Source organism: Microcystis flos-aquae FACHB-1344, from assembly GCF_014698375.1.
Classification (GTDB): Bacteria; Cyanobacteriota; Cyanobacteriia; order Cyanobacteriales; family Microcystaceae; genus Microcystis; species Microcystis aeruginosa.
In genome coordinates this window covers 1-17375 of sequence record NZ_JACJSW010000192.1, presented here as the reverse complement: position 1 = coordinate 17375, position 17375 = coordinate 1, and the positions used below count along the sequence as shown (strand labels likewise).

General features: G+C 41.7%; 18 protein-coding genes. 11 read left to right on the top strand and 7 right to left on the bottom strand.

Going from position 1 to position 17375, the window contains the following annotated elements:
- Window positions 1-358 precede the first annotated feature (358 nt).
- Both H6G48_RS19590 and H6G48_RS19585 read right to left on the bottom strand, forming a co-directional pair.
- Entirely contained in the window at window positions 359-3445 is a 3087-nt protein-coding gene (locus H6G48_RS19590) for an Eco57I restriction-modification methylase domain-containing protein (protein WP_190722918.1), read from the bottom strand.
- 58 nt (window positions 3446-3503) lie between these two features.
- The gene (locus H6G48_RS19585; RefSeq protein WP_190722917.1) at window positions 3504-4226 is read right to left on the bottom strand and encodes a Uma2 family endonuclease; all 723 of its coding nucleotides are present in this window, start codon (window positions 4224-4226) and stop codon (window positions 3504-3506) included.
- Window positions 4227-4417: 191 nt separating this feature from the next.
- Here H6G48_RS19585 and H6G48_RS19580 point away from each other — a divergent pair, with 191 nt between their 5' ends.
- The 5 genes from H6G48_RS19580 (at window position 4418) to H6G48_RS19560 (ending at window position 7598) form a co-directional block, all read left to right on the top strand.
- Window positions 4418-6211 (top strand): fatty acyl-AMP ligase, encoded by a 1794-nt coding sequence (locus H6G48_RS19580; protein ID WP_190722916.1) that lies wholly within the window; start codon window positions 4418-4420, stop codon window positions 6209-6211.
- Between the two features lie 84 nt (window positions 6212-6295).
- Window positions 6296-6538 (top strand): hypothetical protein, encoded by a 243-nt coding sequence (locus tag H6G48_RS19575; RefSeq protein WP_002767156.1) that lies wholly within the window; start codon window positions 6296-6298, stop codon window positions 6536-6538.
- Window positions 6535-6981, top strand: coding sequence for an HNH endonuclease (locus H6G48_RS19570; protein WP_190722915.1), 447 nt, complete (start codon window positions 6535-6537; stop codon window positions 6979-6981). The genes H6G48_RS19575 and H6G48_RS19570 overlap by 4 nt, the downstream gene beginning before the upstream one ends.
- A gap of 154 nt (window positions 6982-7135) precedes the next feature.
- The gene (locus H6G48_RS19565) at window positions 7136-7402 is read left to right on the top strand and encodes a type II toxin-antitoxin system HicA family toxin (protein WP_002797432.1); all 267 of its coding nucleotides are present in this window, start codon (window positions 7136-7138) and stop codon (window positions 7400-7402) included.
- Window positions 7386-7598 (top strand): type II toxin-antitoxin system HicB family antitoxin, encoded by a 213-nt coding sequence (locus H6G48_RS19560; protein WP_002776225.1) that lies wholly within the window; start codon window positions 7386-7388, stop codon window positions 7596-7598. Before H6G48_RS19565 ends, H6G48_RS19560 begins: the two co-directional genes overlap by 17 nt.
- Window positions 7599-7880: 282 nt before the next feature.
- On the opposite strand, the gene lspA is transcribed toward H6G48_RS19560, so the two are convergent.
- From lspA to bioB, 3 genes are read right to left on the bottom strand one after another with little or no spacing between them, the layout of a single operon-like run.
- Complete coding sequence (lspA, locus tag H6G48_RS19555; RefSeq protein ID WP_002797433.1) at window positions 7881-8348, bottom strand: signal peptidase II; 468 nt, start codon at window positions 8346-8348, stop codon at window positions 7881-7883.
- Window positions 8349-8359: 11 nt separating this feature from the next.
- Window positions 8360-9010, bottom strand: coding sequence for a biotin transporter BioY (locus H6G48_RS19550; RefSeq protein WP_190722914.1), 651 nt, complete (start codon window positions 9008-9010; stop codon window positions 8360-8362).
- Window positions 8982-10076 carry a biotin synthase BioB gene (gene bioB / locus H6G48_RS19545; protein ID WP_190722913.1) on the bottom strand — a complete coding sequence of 365 codons (1095 nt, stop codon included), beginning with the start codon at window positions 10074-10076 and terminating at the stop codon, window positions 8982-8984. The genes H6G48_RS19550 and bioB overlap by 29 nt, the downstream gene beginning before the upstream one ends.
- Before the next feature lie 133 nt (window positions 10077-10209).
- On the opposite strand from bioB, the gene rfbC reads away from it, so the two are divergent.
- From rfbC to uvrC, 6 genes are all read left to right on the top strand, one after another.
- Window positions 10210-10755 (top strand): dTDP-4-dehydrorhamnose 3,5-epimerase, encoded by a 546-nt coding sequence (gene rfbC / locus H6G48_RS19540; RefSeq protein WP_147070713.1) that lies wholly within the window; start codon window positions 10210-10212, stop codon window positions 10753-10755.
- 5 nt (window positions 10756-10760) lie between these two features.
- Window positions 10761-11636, top strand: coding sequence for a dTDP-4-dehydrorhamnose reductase (gene rfbD / locus H6G48_RS19535; protein ID WP_190722912.1), 876 nt, complete (start codon window positions 10761-10763; stop codon window positions 11634-11636).
- A 4-nt stretch (window positions 11637-11640) separates the two neighbouring features.
- The gene (locus H6G48_RS19530) at window positions 11641-12714 is read left to right on the top strand and encodes a glucose-1-phosphate thymidylyltransferase (protein WP_190722911.1); all 1074 of its coding nucleotides are present in this window, start codon (window positions 11641-11643) and stop codon (window positions 12712-12714) included.
- 271 nt (window positions 12715-12985) lie between these two features.
- Window positions 12986-14071 carry a 3-isopropylmalate dehydrogenase gene (gene leuB / locus H6G48_RS19525; RefSeq protein WP_190722910.1) on the top strand — a complete coding sequence of 362 codons (1086 nt, stop codon included), beginning with the start codon at window positions 12986-12988 and terminating at the stop codon, window positions 14069-14071.
- Window positions 14072-14150: 79 nt separating this feature from the next.
- Window positions 14151-14411, top strand: coding sequence for a hypothetical protein (locus H6G48_RS19520; RefSeq protein WP_002797442.1), 261 nt, complete (start codon window positions 14151-14153; stop codon window positions 14409-14411).
- Between the two features lie 266 nt (window positions 14412-14677).
- Window positions 14678-16555, top strand: coding sequence for an excinuclease ABC subunit UvrC (gene uvrC, locus H6G48_RS19515; protein WP_190722909.1), 1878 nt, complete (start codon window positions 14678-14680; stop codon window positions 16553-16555).
- Window positions 16556-16624: 69 nt separating this feature from the next.
- Here the strand turns inward: uvrC and H6G48_RS19510 are convergent, their stop codons facing one another.
- Together H6G48_RS19510 and H6G48_RS19505 are read right to left on the bottom strand one after the other, a co-directional pair.
- Window positions 16625-16837: a ribbon-helix-helix domain-containing protein gene (locus H6G48_RS19510; protein ID WP_190722908.1), complete on the bottom strand. Its 213-nt coding sequence runs from the start codon at window positions 16835-16837 to the stop codon at window positions 16625-16627.
- 359 nt (window positions 16838-17196) lie between these two features.
- Window positions 17197-17375: IS4 family transposase (locus H6G48_RS19505; RefSeq protein WP_277925625.1), on the bottom strand; the 179-nt coding region annotated here is incomplete at its 5' end.

Below are 17375 nucleotides of genomic sequence, written 5' to 3'. Positions count from 1 at the left end.
TGCCCATTTCTCCATTTTTTTGCTTACCTCCACCTTAATTCCTTCTTTCAAAACTATACCTATCAATCGTTTCCCCTTTTTTTAAGTTTCTTCTCTTTTTGTTAAGAAAGATCCGACTAATGGATAGCTTATCAAGGGGGGCAGGGGGGATCAGACCTAAAATCCATTTTTAACTTAATTATAACCAGCTACTTAATAAAGAAATCGAAATTGTTTTCCTCAACTTAATCTACTAATTTTGCTTAAGTATTTTTTTGTTTAACATAGTTCTGTGATGATTTCAGATACCTTTAAGAAGTCGAGTATCTGTGATGATTTCAGATACCCGACTTCTTTAATAATTCGGGTATCTAACCCCTTACAATCCATACAATGCCGCTACTCTCTCATCTATCTCTTTCTCCCATTCTTCACAGTTAACCCCTTTGGCATCTAAGCATTTTTGTACTAATTTGATGATGGGTTCTTTTTCAGATTCAGAAGCGGGAGGGATGGGGATTTTTTCAACATATTGACGTTTAAATCTTAAATGTCCCCCCAAAATCTGAGGGCTTAATTGATGATAATATTTTAATACCGTTAATGAATTAAGTACCCCCAGAAGATAAAGATCATAAACTGGAATCATAAAGGTTGTATCGTTAATATAAAGACCTTTTTCATCTAAGGAAAAACGTGACTCTTTTGCAATATCTGGAAAAACAATCTTAGGTTTTTCAAATTCTTCAAAATATGTAGCTGCACATCTTTGTAAAGCGTACCATTCATATCTAATTCCAGTTTCTGCCTTATTTCTCAATGAAAGTTCCTTTTGATATTTTGCAAGATGACCATAAATAGATGGATATATTCTCTCAAATTCTTTTTCAGCTTTAAGAGAACTTCCAGTAATGCTAGTATCTTGATGTAAAGGAAAATGCCAAGGAATGAAAATCAACCATTTGTCTTTGTAATTTATGCGCCATTTTCTCACATCATCACCCACAGCTAAAGGTTTAATAATCTCTGCACTTTTAGTATCTTTAGCAATTAATTCTGCTCGTTTTGCACCATCAATCACAAAGGCTTTATTAAAACCAGTTTTAATACCATAATAAATTTTTTCATTGACGTATTCACCTAAAGGAATACCGGCTGCTGACATTTTATTGATTAAACTTGCCGTAGTAGAATCACTTAATAGCCAATTTTTACCATTTAAAGAATTATTAGGTAAAATTGTTCCCTGTTCATTAATAACAGTTTTAATATCAGGATAAGGTGACTCTAAAGATTTAACTTGAGTAAATTGAGTGTTTAATTTTATATCTGATTGCTTCTGAGCGAGAAAAATCATCACTAAAACAGCTGCACTTTCAAAAACTGGCAACTCCCCAAAATCGGTAATACTTCTCACCTGACAAGTATCAGCGATATGCTCTCTTAACTTCTCCCCATACTTTGCCCGGAACCATTTATTTGAGGAAATAAAAGCTAACATTCCCCCAGTTTTAAGTAATTGTAAAGCTCTCGCATAAAAGAAACAATATAAATCCGATGTTCCTGTATAAACTTCCGGGAAAACCTGCTTTAAAGTTGGTTTTAAATCCTTAATCAATTCCTGTCTCACATAGGGGGGATTTGCTACCTGAATATCAAAACCTCCCTCCGCTAATACCTCGGCAAACTCCACCACCCAATCAAACCCTTTTGAGATAGCTTCCTTATCACTCGCAATCACAGAAGCACTGCCATGGGTTAATAAAGCAATCTGTTTCTTAACCTCATTAATCTCCTGTTCAAGACTTTGTTTATCACTGCCTAAATGCGCTCTTAAATACTTGGCTTTAGCTTCCCTAAACCGATGGATAAACTCCTCGCGCACCATCCCAGAACCTTGGGGATTAGGAGCAGTTAGACTATCTCCTGTTTCGATTTTAAACTTCAAATTCGGTAGCGGTGGCGGATTGTCCCCATCATATTCAACCGCTAAGGAAAGCCATAACCTTAAGCGAGCAATATTAACCGCAAAAGGATCGATGTCAACTCCATAGATATTAGTTTCAATAATCTCTAACTTGCGCTGATAAACCGTTTTATAATCAATACCTTTAGTGGCAAATAAACACTGACGCAAATCTAATAACTCATGCAACATTCCCAATAAATAAGCTCCACTTCCACAGGCAGGATCACAGACTTTGACCTGTTTTAAGGTTTCTAAAACTGCCTCTGGATTCTTTAAGTTAATAGCATTATATTCGTCAACAAAAAGCTCAATCGCTTCTTTGTTTTCAGAAGTTAATTTACTGCTTAAATATCCCTTCAACGCCTCCCGACACATAAAAGAAACAATCGGTTTAGGTGTGTAATAACTGCCTGATTCATGTCTTCCCGTGACTAATTCCTCAAATACTTTTCCCAACATTTCTGGGTCCACTGCTACCTCCACATCAAGGGGTGTACTCTCAGTTACAGTGAAATTAAAATTACTAAAAAGGCCCTGTAAGATAACATCGATCGCCTGATCGGGTACTATTATATTAGGATTGCGGTCATCTTCATCCTGTTCAAATAATCCGCCATTAAGATAGGGAACTGTGCCGATTATTTGCCGAAGAAAACCACCGTTATTGATACCAATAATATCCGTTTGTTGGGGATTATTTAGTCCCGTAAAAAACAGATGAGTCAAGCGATTATGATAAAAGTTTTTGTCCGAGGTGCTGTTATCATTCTGATAATCCTGCCATAAGGTTTCTAGATAGTTTGTTTGTTCGTTAAACTTCAGCCAACCTTTTTTCTGGATAAAAACAATAAACATCAGGCGATTAAATAGCTTCTGAGTAAATAGTCTTCTCTGGTCAGCATTAGGGATAGTTTTGGTAATTAATTGCTCAACTTTTTCAAAGACCGAGCGATACTGTTCAAAAAATTTCTTAGTAACTTTCTCAACATCAAAAGCTTCATCATGACGTTCCTGAATCGCTAAAGGAGACTCGGAACTAATATTATCTAAATCTAGTAAACTTAGGCGTTCTGTGGCGGTTCGTAACTGTTCCCCCGGACCCACTGTAATTCGCCGCAAGACTTGCCGTTTTTCTTGTTTAACATCATATTTAACATTGATAAAATGCCACCGTTCTTGGTGGAAATCAGAGAAAACAAAGAGAGAGTAGGGATGGTTTTTTAGCAGTTGATTGATGACAAGACGCTCTAAATTGAGCAGCAGTTGCTTAGAGTTAAGACGAGCATAAATAACCTGAAAATCTTCCCCTCCAGAAGCTAATAGGATTGGATCTTCTGCTAATGCTTCTACTGCTTTATCCGGCCAATTGCGTCGGGACAGGGTTTGATTTTCTCGCTCGTAATTTAACTCAGACCAGAATAATTTTTTGAGCGCATCCAATCCTCTCAGGGATAAAAGAAGGTCATAAACTGACTGCCGAAGTTCAATATCACTCATAAGTTTTCTCACGACCTCTCATTTAGGTTTACTTTCTCCAGAACTTTTGCCACTTCAGTTAAATTGTATCGGGATCGATGCCTAATTCTCGTAGTTTTTGTGCTAATTTTTCCTTAGCCTGACGTTCCCTTTCTTTCTCTAAAAGAGCCTGTTCTTTGGCTAAAATAGCCTGTTCTTTGGCCTGTCGTTGCTGTAACTCAGCTTCTTGAGGAGTGGGGACTAATTGACCATTGGCGGTAAAATAACGCAGTTTACGGTCAAATATCCCTAAATATAATCCTAACTGTTCACTCCATAAATAACCTTGGTCATTGGGAGAAATGGCTTGATATTGTCCCTCAATTAGTCTAAATCCCTGCAATTCTAACGTATTAGGATCGAACCAAAAATAATTAGGAGTGCGAAAGGTATTTTGGTAGAGAATTTTCTTGTTATTGCGGTCAATATTGGCCGTAGAATCGGAGAGAATCTCGACAATTACATCGGGATATTTACCCTGTTCTCCCCAAACTACCCAACTTTTGCGGGGACGTTTTTCTGTATCTAAAACCACAAAAAAATCAGGACCACAGAAATCACGTTTTTTTAATTGTTCCGCGTTGTAGTAGATGGTTAGATTTCCCGAAGCGTAGTAATCACTCCTCTCGCGCCATAATAATTCTAGACAACTAAGGAGAATGATGATCTGTTGCAGGTGTAGATCACTTTCCAATGGTGGTTCATCACTCCATAAATCTGTGGGGGGATAGGTGACATCTGGGATAATGTCTAGGGCTGTCATGACTTTTTCCCGATATTTTAGGGTTGATTAATTATAGCTTTTTACCACAATTGCACAGATAAGGCGGGCGGGATTTTAACCAATAACTTAATCCTATACCTTGACCGATCGCCTTTCGCACTTTATCCTAGCGCCATGGGCAAATATCTTAAAACTTCTATACAATAGCGCCAATAAGCCCGATAACAACGATGACTGAAACCTTAATTCAACCTGCCACCCTAGTAGAACTCTTACGTTACCGCGCCACGGCACAACCAGAGGGCCATGCCTACACTTTTCTTATCGATGGTAAAAAAGAAACCCCACCTTTAACCTACAGTGAACTCGATCGCCAAGCAAGAGCAATCGCCGCCTATTTGCAAAAATACCAGGCCCAAGGGGAACGCGCCCTATTACTCTATCCTCAAAGTTTAGAAGTAGTGGCCGCTTTTTGTGGTTGTCTTTATGCGGGAGTGATTGCCATTCCCGTCCCCCCACCGGAATCGGGACGACTTAAGCGCACTCTGCCCCGTTTACGAGCAATTGTCAAGGATGCTAATGCCACCTTTGCCCTAGTTACCGAAAGTATTCTGACTCTTATTGAAGGTGTTAAGGAAGAATTCCCTGAATTCGACCAAATGAAATGGATTACTACCGAAAGTATTGATATTTCCCTCGCGGACCAATGGCAAGATCCCCAGGTGGATAAATCGGCGCTTGCTTATCTGCAATATACCTCCGGTTCGACTAATATCCCCAAAGGAGTGATGTTAAGTCATTTTAACCTGATGCACCATTGCGGTTACTTGCAAAAAGCTTGTGGTTACGAACCGGATAGCGTTACCCTCACTTGGATGCCCTATTTCCACGATTACGGGTTAGTCGAAGGTATCACCGTCCCCCTCTACAACGGTACACCCTGCTATCTCATGTCTCCCTTTGCTTTTATTAAGCGTCCGATGCAGTGGTTAAAAAATATTACTAAGTACAAAGTTACTCATAGTCAGGCCCCCAACTTCGCCTATGATCTTTGTACTCGTAGGATTAAAGCTGCCGATTTAGCGGAATTAGACCTGAGCAGTTGGCAGGCCGCAGGAAATGCCGCCGAACCGATTAACCCGAAGGTCATGGCCAAATTTGTCGATACTTTTGCCGATTACGGCTTTTCTTGGCAAACTTTCGCCCCTGCCTACGGATTAGCTGAATATACCCTCTTGATTTCCAATAAACCCAAGGGAACCACCCCAATTATCACCGCTTTGGATGCAACCGCCTACGAACGCGGTAAAATTGTCCCTGTAGGCTCCGATCGAACCACGGGAGTTAGATACGTCCCCAGTTGTGGTCGTCGCGTCTGTGATACCCGTATAGCTATGGTTAATCCCGATACTTTCACCCTTTGTGCAGCCGATGAAGTGGGCGAAATTTGGGCCAGTGACCCCAGTATGGCCGCTGGATATTGGCAACGGGAAGACGCAACCAAAGAGACTTTTCAAGCTTATCTTGCTGATACAGGAGAAGGACCGTTTTTACGCACCGGAGATTTAGGTTTTCTTCTCGATGGGGAATTGTATATCACGGGACGGATTAAGGATTTAATTATTGTCCGTGGCAGTAATCATTATCCCCAGGATTTAGAATGGTCAGTACAGCATCTTAATGAGGTTTTTCGTCCCGATTATGGTGCGGCTTTTTCCATTGAAGATAATGGGGAAGAACAGTTAGTTATTGTCCAGGAATTAGAACGTCGCAGCGGCGAATTAGATACGGCCAAATTAATCGCCGATATCCGTCAAGAAATCGCCGAAGAACACGAAATTATGACCCATGCGATTGTTCTGGCTAAATCGGGAACAATTCTCAAAACTGCCAGTGGCAAAATTCAACGCCGCGCTATTAAACAGAATTTTCTCAATGGTAATATGAGTGTTATCGATGCTTGGTCAGAAAATCCTCAGTTAGTTAGTAAATTCGATCGCTCTAATTCTGCAACAGAAGCATAGTTTTTCGGGTGGGCATTGCTCACCCGATCGAGGATAACTAATCGTGTTAGGATTAGGTTAAGGATTAAAGTTAGGGAGAAAGTGATGTTAACTCAACTGATGGTCAAGCCCTCTTCCTGGATTGAAAAAGGAATTAAGCTATCGCCAGTAAGGGAAAATTATCTCTTTAAATTCACCGAGGAATTGCAGTGTCGATTGGAGGAACTACGGGAACTAGAAAAAAATTCCCAACTTAATTCTCAAGAAACCGCAGAATTGGCCGGTATTTTAGAGTTAAACGAGATTTTCACGCTGTTAAATGCGCGAATAGTTGCTGAATCTAAATGATTAGTATCACCACTCGATTACAAGTCCGAGCAAGAGCCAACTATCTGTGTGAATACTGTCATTCTCCAGAAGAAATTAGTGCCGCACTATTTGAAGTAGATCACATTCAGCCCAAATCTTTAGGAGGCAGAGATGAATTGGCAAACTTAGCTTTAGCTTGCCAAAGATGTAACAGATATCGCTACAATTTTATCAAGGCAATTGATCCGAAAACAGAACAAGAAGTAGAAATATTCAATCCGCGCCAACAGCATTGGCAAGAACATTTTATCTGGACACCAGATGCTTTAAAAATAGTGGGACTTACTCCCATCGCTAGGGCAACTATTGAACGTTTGGACTTAAATGATGACAATCATAATGAAGGTTTTATCGTTAAAGTTCGTCGATTATGGATCCGGGGAGGTTGGCATCCACCCAGCACCGATAAAAAACAGGAATAATAGCTTATTTTTATCTAGGTAAATGAGCTTCAATTAAGTTTTTTTCCAGAACGTAGGTTGGGTTGAAGCATGAAACCCAACGCCCGATTATGTTACGCTACCGCTAACCAATCCTACAAATAATTGTGCCTCCCTACTTATATTTATCGGATGTATGAGCAAACAGGATAAATTATTGATTAAAATTCTTTTAGGTAATTCTGATGCTAACATTCCCTTCGAGCAACTTTGTCAACTACTGAGGAAATTAGGATTTGATCAACGAATAGGAGGAAGTCATCATATTTTTACCAAAGAAGGAGTTGAAGAAATTTTAAATCTGCAACCCAAACAAGGAAAAGCCAAAGTCTATCAAGTTAAGCAAATTCGTAGTCTGATTTTAAAATATAAGTTAGGATATCAAGATGAAAATTCGTTATGAACTGATTATTTACTGGAGTAATGAGGATCAACTATTTATCGTTGAAGTTCCAGAACTTGCAGGATGTATGGCTGATGGAGAAACTTATCAAGAAGCTGTGCAAAATGCTGAAATCATTATTCAACAATGGATTGAAACAGCACAGGAATTAGGCCGAGAAATTCCTGAACCTAAAGGACGTTTATTATTTGCTTGAACAAGCACAGGAATATGTAATACTAAATCCAGTTATGAAAAACTGATTATTTATTCCCCCTTTTGCATGAGTGTCTCTGCTGATATGTAGCTTATACTCAACGGATTTATTATGATTGGTACTCAACAGGAATTATCTAGATTTCCAAAATATTTAAATGATCAGGACTCCAGGAATATAATACTAAATCCCCGATTTTTTTGAACAGAAAAAGTAAGGGCGAAGCATTCGGATAGGAAATCTACGGTTTCAGCGATAGGTTATCGCTCGAATGCTTCGCCCCTACGGGACCCTTGACTTGTGGGGAAAGGTAGAAATTAATAGGCAAATAATCCCGATATTAATAAAGACATCAGCCAGATTAAAAACAGGAAAATTAATCAATCTAAAATCGAGAAAATCCACCACATAACCAAACAAAAAGCGATCGATACCATTGCCGAAAGCCCCTGCTAAAATAAAACCGTAGGCTAATTGTTCCCAACGATTTAAATGCGGTCCAAAGTAAGCAAAAGCCATTAATCCCAAACTAACTAATAAGGATAGCCATTTTAGCCAACCAACACCGCCCCGAAAAGCACTAAAAGCCGCCCCAGTATTAATCACATAGGTGAAATGAAAAACCCCCGGAATAATCGGGAAAGTCTCACCAATTTGCTCAAAACTCTGCACGGTTATATACTTAGTTACTTGGTCTAAAATTAGACCAAGCACCGCCACTATCCAAAACCAGCGATTCTTTTTTAACATTGGCTGTGGCATCAATAAAATAATAATTTACGGAAGAAAAAGGCAATAATTACCACCACACAAATTACTACTAACTGCCCTAAAAATGGCCAGACTGAATAATTCATAAATAGGGTGGGCAAACTATCGGGAAAGGTGATTTGACTAGCTTGGGGCTGAAAAATCGACAATCCCAGCATATATAATAAACCGCACAGATGAATAACTAACAAACCGGCAAAAGCACTTAAAGCCAGGGTTTCTATCTTGGCGCGCCAGCGAAAAGCCAGCCAACCACACAGCCATGCCCCCGGCATAAAGCCTAAAATATAGCCAAAACTGGGTTCTTTCAGATAACCCATTCCCCCACCCTGGGCAAACACGGGCAACCAAGTTAAACCGAGAAAAATATAGGCCACCTGGGCAAGAAGCCCGGCATTTTTGCCCCCCAGACAGCCCGTTAACAATACTGCCCCAATTTGGTAAGTTATGCCCAGTTTTTGCGAAGATAGACCCGTAGCCGACCAACTAGCCAGACTTACTGGAACAAATGTACTAAAAATTGTCAGCAACAAACCAATCAAAGCCCAGAGTAACTCATTGGGAACCGATACGGAAGCGCGCCGGGGCGGAGATTCTCGTCCTCGACGTGATTTAGGTTGCCTGTTGGGGTTGGTATTCACCGGGGATGGGGGCTTCTCCTCCTATTAAACTAAGATCAGCCAACATCGCCTGATCCTGTTGGGGGGGTTGTCCTAGAGTGGTCAAATAATGTCCAATCAGCATAGCATTAATTCCCGATTTTAGCCCCAGATTTTGCAATTCTCCCATGACTGCCTCTCGTCCCCCGGCATAACGGAGGATTTGTTGGGGCAAGATAAACCGGAAAATAGCGATTGCTTTTAGGGCAGTCAAGGGATCCAGTTTGGGTAAATGACCTAAAGGGGTGCCACTTCTGGGGTTTAATAGGTTAATCGGCACTGATTCCACTTCTAATTCCGCCAGAGAAAAAGCTAAATCGATACGATCGGTCCAACTTTCCCCCATACCGATAATTCCGCCCGTACAAGCTTGAATTCCCGCCGCTTTTAGGTTTTTTACCGTTTCTACCCGATCCTGCCAACTGTGGGTGGAGACCACGTTAGGATAAAAATTCTCGGCAGCCTCCAGATTGTGATTATAACGGGTAACTCCGGCTTCTTTTAAGGCTTGCGCTTGGGCAAGGGTTAACTCTCCCAGGGCGCAACAGGGTTTAATCTTGGCCGTTTCGATGATTTCTTGAACTGTGGCCAGTATTTCCTCGAATTCCTGCGATTTAGGGCTATTATACTTTAATCCCCGGCCTTGACTAACTAAACAGAAGCGTTTAGCCCCCGCTTCGGCTGCTGCTTTCGCATGGCTGACAATTTCCTCGCGACTTTTTAAACCGTAGATAGGCGAATCTTGTCCGGGATGGTGGGCGGATTGGGAACAAAAACTGCAATTTTCCGAACAACTTCCCGATTTTATGTTGATAATGCTACATAAATCCACCGTATTACCACAACAGGCCTGACGAATGCGATCGGCAGCCTCACATAAGCTGAAAATATTTTCCTGACCTTCGATCGCAGTTAAAGCTAGGGCCTCTTGCTGACTGAGTCGATCGCCGGCGATAATCTGATTAGCCCTAGTCTGTAACCAGTTTTTTAAGGCTTCTCCCTCCAGGGGGATAGATTGAGTAGCGGTGTGTGTAGAGACTTGTACCACGTCGTTTATGCTCTGACTAAGTTAGGCTCATCTTATCATTGTTCAGTTACCGAGGAAAGATTAATCAAAAAATTTAGAAAAAAATACCCTTTTGTGCTAGACTACCCGCAAAAGTTATATTGTCTCCGATTTTATGAAAGTTATTCCGACGGAAATTCCTGATGTTTTAATCATTGAACCGCAAGTTTACGGAGACGATCGAGGTTTTTTCTTGGAAAGTTTTAATCAGAAAGATTTTCGAGAAAAAACTGGGGTTAATACCACTTTTGTCCAGGATAATCACTCTATGTCCTTAAAAAATGTCCTGCGAGGATTACACTATCAAATCCCCAATCCCCAGGGTAAACTGGTGCGAGTAGTGAACGGTAGTGTTTTTGATGTGGCAGTGGATGCGCGTAAAAGTTCCCCCACTTTTGGGCAATGGGTAGGCTGTGTTTTAAGTGCGGAAAATAAACGTATTTTCTGGGTCCCGGAAGGTTTTGCCCATGGTTTTCTAGTCCTCTCCGACCGAGCCGAATTTCTCTACAAAACCACTAATTATTATTATCCCCAATACGAAAAAACTATTTTATGGAATGATGCCGATTTAGGGATTGACTGGCCTCTAGAGACTCCGCCGATTCTCTCCCCTAAAGACCAAGCTGGACAACCCTTTAAATCCGTGGAAGTTTTCCCCTAAAGACAATGAAAAAAGTTTTAATAATTGGTGCTAAAGGTCAAGTAGGACAAGAGTTACAAGTAACTTTACCATTCTTGGGCGAAGTTATTAGTATCGGTCGAGAAGAACTAGATTTAACTAACTCGGAAAAAATCCGCCAGTTAATTAGGGAAATTCACCCCGATTATCTGGTTAATGCCGCCGCTTATACGGCAGTGGATAAAGCCGAAACCGAGCCAGAATTAGCCTATTCTATCAATGCTACAGCCCCGAAAATTATGGCGGAATCTGCCGAGAAAATTCAAGCTAAATTTCTCCATATTTCCACCGATTATGTGTTTGATGGTCGAAAAAATACCCCCTATCTAGAAACCGATCTAACTAATCCTTTAGGGGTTTATGGACAATCAAAGTTAAGGGGAGAAGAGGAGATTAAAACTGTTAATTCTCAGGCAATTATCCTGCGTACTGCTTGGGTTTACGGCAGTTATGGCAAAAGTAATTTTGTCAAAACTATGCTGAGATTAGGTAAGGAAAGAGAGGAGTTAAAAGTAGTTGTTGATCAGGTGGGAAGTCCCACTTGGGCCAAAGATATCGCCACGGCCATTACTCAGCTTTTAATTAATGTCGATAATCCCGCAGGAATCTATAATTTTACTAATAGCGGTGTTGCCAGTTGGTTTGATTTAACTAAAGCTATTTTTGAGGAGGCAAAAATAAGCGGTATTCCCTTAAAAATTCAGAGAGTAATTCCCATTACTACTGCTGAATATCCTACCCCAGCAGTGCGTCCGGCCTATTCGGTTCTTTCTGGTCAAAAAATCTCGCAACAATTGGGTTATATTCCTCCCTATTGGCGAGATTCTCTCAAAGCTATGCTCAACCAACTATTTAATCTTTAAAACTATGAAAGCACTAATTTTATCCGGTGGCAAAGGTACGAGGTTACGTCCCCTAACCTATACCGGGGCAAAACAGTTAGTTCCCGTGGCCAATAAACCGATTTTATGGTATGGAATCGAGTCAATTGTCGCCGCAGGAATTACCGATATTGGCATTATTATCAGTCCCGAAACCGGGGAAGAAATTCGTCAGACCACGGGCAATGGTGAACAGTTTGGGGCTAAGATAACTTATATTCGCCAAGAACAACCAGCCGGATTAGCTCACGCGGTTAAAACTGCCCAATCTTTCCTAGGAGATTCCCCCTTTATTATGTACTTGGGTGATAACCTAATTGAGGATGATTTATCGCCCTTTTTAGACTCTTTCCAAAAACAGTCCCTTGATGCTTTAATTCTCCTGCGAAAAGTGTCTAATCCTAGTGCTTTTGGGGTAGCAAAAGTAGATGAAACTGGCAAAGTTTTATACTTAGTCGAAAAACCCAAAGAACCCCCCTCAAATTTAGCTTTGGTAGGGATTTATTTTTTTGCCCCCACCATTCACCAAGCGATCGCATCTATTCAACCTTCGGGCCGGGGTGAGTTAGAAATTACCGATGCTATCCAAGAATTAATCAATCAAAATAAAGCAGTAGAAGCCAATAAACTACTGGGTTGGTGGTTAGATACGGGTAAAAAAGATGATTTATTAGAAGCAAATCGGATTATCCTTGATACCAGTCTAGAAATCGCTTTGCAGGGAGAAATTGATGCTAATAGTCAGGTGATCGGACGGGTACAAATTGGTCAGGGTAGTAAAATTATTAATAGTACCATTCGCGGTCCTGTCATTATTGGAGAAAATTGTCACATTGAGAATTGTTTTATCGGTCCCTATAGTAGTGTGGCTAATGGAGTAAAATTAATCGATGCCGACATAGAACACAGTGTTATTCTCAAAGATGCCACGATTATTGGCATTCATCAGCGCATAGTTGATAGTGTTATTGGACGACGGGCAAAATTAGAAATTGCCCCCCAACGTCCAAAAGCTTTACGCTTTATGATCGGGGATGATTCCCATGTAGAATTAGTGTAGTTATCGGGGATTAACTGCCCCTTTAATTAGGGTTTGCGGCAAAAAGTTTTTCGGTGGGTGTAGGGTGTAGGATTTTACCGATTTTCAGAGGTTCAATTACCTAATTTTCAGGGAAAAAGTCCCGGAATTTTCCCCCCAATCACTGCAATCGCTGGCACTTTTTGAGGGGAAAAAAGTCTAAAAGCCTTATCCAACAAGGTTTTTAGATTTATTCAGCCAACCCTAACTATGTTATAATTAAGAGTCTGACCTATTTTACCGTTCTAGAACTATGACGCAACAGTATCGCATTACCCTACTACCCGGCGATGGCATCGGGCCGGAAATCCTCGCTGTCACCGTAGAGATACTGAAAGTCATCGCTAAAAAATTTGACCTCCAGTTTGACTTCCAAACCGCTTTAATTGGAGGGGCAGCCATTGATGAAACCGGCAGTCCCCTCCCCGAAGCAACTCTGAGCGCCTGTAAAAATAGTGATGCTGTTCTCCTGGCCGCTATCGGGGGTTATAAATGGGATAATTTGCCCCGGCAGCAAAGGCCAGAAACGGGATTATTAGGCTTAAGATCTGGCTTAGGTCTTTTTGCTAATTTACGTCCTGCCACCATTTTTCCGCAATTAATTGACGCTTCTAGTCTCAAACGGGAGATTATCGAGGGAGTGGATATCATGGTCGTCCGGGAATTGACCGGGGGTATCTACTTCGGTCAACCGAAGGGGATTTTTGAGACAGAAACGGGAGAAAAATGCGGTGTAAATACCATGGTTTACTTGGAATCGGAGGTGGACCGCATCGCTAAGGTAGCCTTTGAAATTGCCCAAAAACGCGGCAATAAACTCTGTTCCGTCGATAAAGCTAATGTTCTTGATGTTTCCCAACTCTGGCGCGACCGGATGACGAAAATGGCCGCTAATTATCCCGATGTGGAACTTTCCCATCTCTACGTCGATAACGCGGCCATGCAGTTAGTCCGGGCCCCCAAACAATTTGATACTATCGTCACGGGCAATTTATTCGGTGATATTCTCTCCGATGAAGCGGCCATGTTAACCGGTAGTATCGGAATGTTACCCTCCGCTAGTTTAGGGACTGCTGGGGTGGGAGTTTTTGAACCCGTCCACGGTTCGGCCCCGGATATCGCCGGCCAAGATAAAGCCAATCCGATCGCCCAGATTCTCAGCGCTGCTATGATGTTAAAATATGGGCTAAATCAGCCTTTAGCGGCAGCAGCGCTGGAAAAAGCCGTCGAAAAAGTCTTAGAGTTCGGTTATCGTACCGGAGATATTTTCTCGGAAGGTATGACCTTAGTGGGATGCCAAGCTATGGGCCAGGCCATCCTAAAAGTTTTAGAATCCTAACAAAAGTGGCATAATCGGAAATCGTCATATACCATTGATTTAATAAATATGTCAATTTAATCGTGGGGAGACGAGTGCTATGGTAGCCCTATCCGAGAAAACAGAACAACAACGTGTCGATATGGAAATCCCAATTTTGTTAGATCCTACTGTCTTACGGGCGGCCAGACGCATTTATCGCATCTACTGTACCCTCAATAGCAGAGTTAGTAAACGTCCTTTTGGTGTCGCTATTAACCGCAACAATCATCGGGGCCAATTAATTTTTAACAATAAACCGATTCTTCTCCCCGGGGAATGTTTCGTCCCGATTAAGCAAATCGAATCGGAAGCCTATTAATTTTTGTGAAGATTTGCCCTAAATATCTTGCCAAACGTCAGCTAATACCCACTGACGTAATTTTTTGTCTAACATAGGGTTTGCTGAATAAATCTAAAAACATTGTTCGATAAGACTTTTAGACCTTTTTGAAATCCAAAAGTACCGGCCATTGGAGTAATCGGGGGGAAAATTCCGGGACTTTTTCCCTGAAAATCGGTAAAACCCCACACCCCACACCCTACACCCACCGAAAAACTTTTTGCCGCAAACCCTAATATAGAAAGATGTTCGGGAATAATCTTAACTCTACCCTAATCCAAGACCTCGATCGCCTAGAAAATCGTCTTCGGGAAATTCCCCTCGAACCGGGGGTGTACTTCCTGCGCGACCAAAATGGCGAAATTCTCTACATCGGTAAATCCAAAAAACTCCGGTCTAGAGTCCGTTCCTATTTTCGTCCCAGTCAACCCCTCAGTCCCCGCATTGCTTTGATGGTACGACAGGTGACGGAAATTGAATTTATCGTCACCGACACGGAAGCAGAATCCTTGGCCCTGGAAGCTAATCTAATTAAACAACATCAGCCCCATTTTAATACTCTCCTCAAGGACGATAAAAAATATCCATACATTTGTATTACTTGGTCGGAAACCTACCCGCGCATTTTTATTACCCGCAAACGTAGCATAAATAACCAAAAAGACCGTTATTATGGTCCCTACGTCGATACAAGGCTGCTGCGCCACACTTTACACCTAATTAAACGCACTTTTCCCCTGCGTCAACGTCCCCAACCTCTGTTTAAAGACCGTCCCTGTTTAAATTATGATATCGGTCGTTGTCCGGGGGTTTGTCAAAAATTAATCAGTCCCCAAGATTATCGAGAAACCTTGCAGAAAGTGGCGATGATTTTTCAGGGAAGGACGGGGGAATTATTAGAGAAATTAGCGGCAAAGATGCTCGCAGCGTCGGAAAACCTAGATTTTGAACAAGCGGCCACGATTAGGGATCAAATTCGCGGATTACAGGCCCTTAATACCGATCAAAAAGTCTCTTTACCTGATGATACCGTATCCCGGGACGCAATCGCTTTAGCTAAGGACGAGCAGCATTGTTGCATACAATTATTCCAAGTGCGTTCTGGTCGTTTGGTGGGACGTTTGGGATTTTTTGCCGATAGTCAGTCAGCAAACGAGGGAGAAATCCTGCAAAAAGTCCTGGAAGAACATTATTTATCGGTGGAAGGGGTGGAAATTCCTAGCGAAATCCTGTTACCCTGCGAATTACCGGAAGGTGAGGTGTTAGCGGGGTGGTTAAGGGAAAAAAAAGGTCGCAAAGTCGAGTTAACTGTTCCCCAACGGCAAAGTAAAGCGGATTTATTAGCTATGGTCGAGAAAAACGCTCTTTATGAGTTAGAAAAGACGAAAAGAAGCGCCGACCGAGATTTACAGTCTTTGCAGGATTTAGCGGTAATTCTCGATTTACCGGCACTACCCCACCGCATCGAGGGTTATGATATTTCTCATATTCAGGGTTCTAATGCAGTCGCGTCGGGAGTGGTGTTTATCGATGGGGTGGCCGCTAATCAACATTATCGTCACTATAAAATCAAAAATCCCGAGGTTAAAATCGGCCATTCCGATGATTTTGCCAGTTTAGCAGAGGTAATTCGCCGGCGTTTCCGTCGTTATGCCGAAAATACCGATAATATTGCCGAAAGTGATGATTTTCCCGATTTGGTTATGATTGATGGGGGAAAAGGACAATTATCGGCCGTGGTGACAGTTTTAGGGGAGATGAATTTATTAGAACAGGTAAAAGTTGTTAGTTTAGCTAAACAGAGAGAGGAGATTTTTTTACCCGGGGAATCCTCTCCTTTAGAGACAGATAAGGAACAACCCGGAGTGCAATTATTGCGTCGAGTCAGGGATGAAGCGCACCGCTTTGCTGTTAGCTTTCACCGACAACAAAGGATGCAAAAAAGTCGCCGTTCCCGTCTGGATGAGATACCGGGGTTAGGTTTTAAGCGACAAAAAGATTTATTAGCTCATTTTCATTCTCTGGATTATATTCGCGAAGCTTCCCTAGAACAATTGCAACAGGTGACAGGAATTGGGGAACAATTAGCTAAGGAAATTTATAATTATTTTCATCCTAGGTAGGGATAACCTGTATAAAGAAGATAAGGCGGTGTGTTTTTGCGTAACAGTGCAGAAATTAGAATATTGGTATCAAGAACGAGACGCAGCACGAGTTTCTCGGATAGCCTCATTGATAGATTCTTCGATTTCTTCCTCGGAATAACGCGAGTTACGTTCTTGGACAGAATCCACGGTTGCTTCAAAGCTCGCTCTTTGTGCCGCTTCTTCAACGTATTGGGATAAGCTTCCCTTTTTTGCGCCTTTTTGTCCTAAAGCTGATCCGGTTAGTGACCAATGTACCATGATTTTTCTCCTTTAGCCCCTAAACGCATAAACATCATAACCCATTTCTAGCAACAATTAGAAAGAATAAATTTTAACCTCAGATAAGGTGCTTTACACCCAACTAAGAATAACCGTTGGGGTGGTTGGGTTTCGCTTTTTCAATCGAATTGAGCCATTTTCGACTCCGTATTGTTTCGCTCAACCCAACCTACGAGGCGACTTACCGACTTAAGTAGGTAGGTGTTAAAAGTTCTCAGACACCCCCCTTATCAAGGGTAGATCCCCCCGCCTATCGGCACCCCCCTTATCAAGCTATCCATTAGTCACATCTTTCTTAACATAAAATTTGACAAAAAGAGAAAAGTGTGCCAGATGGCTCAAGGGGGTTCTATGGGGGAACTAATTTGATGAGATAGTTTCCAAGTCTGGCTGATATCATGTAACCTTCGCAGTCCCAACCAAATAGTTTTAACACCTGGTTCACCGTCACCTTTTCTACCTAAAAACCCCCCAAGAGAAGCAATCATTCTGACCGCTTCTGGCCAAGGAGGGCGGC